The organism is Enterobacter sp. K16B (assembly GCF_020216105.1).
Lineage (GTDB): Bacteria > Pseudomonadota > Gammaproteobacteria > Enterobacterales > Enterobacteriaceae > Enterobacter > Enterobacter sichuanensis.
On sequence record NZ_JAIWJZ010000197.1, the window covers coordinates 1 to 1,025 of the forward strand.

1 protein-coding gene and 1 pseudogene are annotated in these 1,025 nt (G+C 47.5%); both read left to right on the forward strand.

The window, feature by feature from the left end; translation table 11 throughout:
- Positions 1 to 301 (forward strand): annotated as a pseudogene (locus LDK53_RS22645) (hybrid sensor histidine kinase/response regulator); the annotation flags it as partial.
- 125 nt (positions 302 to 426) lie between these two features.
- Positions 427 to 753 carry a hypothetical protein gene (locus LDK53_RS22650; RefSeq protein WP_045286545.1) on the forward strand — a complete coding sequence of 109 codons (327 nt, stop codon included), beginning with the start codon at positions 427 to 429 and terminating at the stop codon, positions 751 to 753.
- Positions 754 to 1,025 lie beyond the last annotated feature (272 nt).

Sequence of the window (1,025 nt, forward strand, 5' to 3'; positions counted from 1 at the left end):
CTGGGGAATCAACGTGCGCTGTGCGGCCTCTGCTGAAGAAGCGTTCGCCATTATCGACGACGGCTTCACGCCGTTTGCCGTGCTGTGCGACCAGCGCCTGCGATCCGGCGAAAGCGGCTTCGAAATCTTGAAAGCGCTTTTTGAACGTCTCCCGGATATGAGCGGCGCGATAGTCAGCGGCGAATTTAATTCACCGGTTCTGCTGGAAGCGGAGCAGGAGGGATACCTGGTGCTTCGCAAGCCTCTCGAACCGGCTAAACTGCATGCGCTGCTGACGCAGTGGTCGGGGTGTCGTGGATAGGGAAATAGATAACAGCAGCAGTGAAGCTCTGAAGTGGGCAATAATGTCAGTGTTCGAGGGTGTAGATATCTTCAACTATTTGATATAAATAAATTATTTCAGTGGGTTATAGGGCGGGTGACGGAATGACCAGCGAAGAAGCACTTTTAAAATCAGGTTTTAGTAAACGAGATCTTCAAAAACTAAAAAACAATATTGAGAATTACGGTGGTTCGTTGGATAGCGTAACTCATGATCTGTCCAATCGTTTTAAAGCAATGAAGTGGATAACGATTATTGCCTTCATCATACTGGCTTTAACTCTTTTACTTGCCTCCAGGGATACAAGTCTTAACCTTGCGCTCACATTATTGATTTTACTCCCTTTTATTTGGTATATAACGCCAGCAAAACTTGGCTATAAATCCTGGCGTTATCGTAAAATGCTGACTAATTCTGGGACGGGTCGCTGACGGACAACAGATTGTCTCCGGGTGTGACCCTAAACGTAGCGCCTGAGGAAACACTTTTCGGATGTAGAAGGTACCGTTTCGGTCTTTGGTAGGCTTTATCATAATGCCGATGTTGCACCACCGGGAAGCGGGGCCGGAGGAACGATAAGGGCGTTAACTACTGATAAAACAAAAATTGCTGATTCAGAAAGCAAAAACCCCCGCCTAAGCGAGGGTTCAAAATAAGTGGTGCCCGGACTCGGAATCGAACCAAGGACACGGGGATTTTCAAT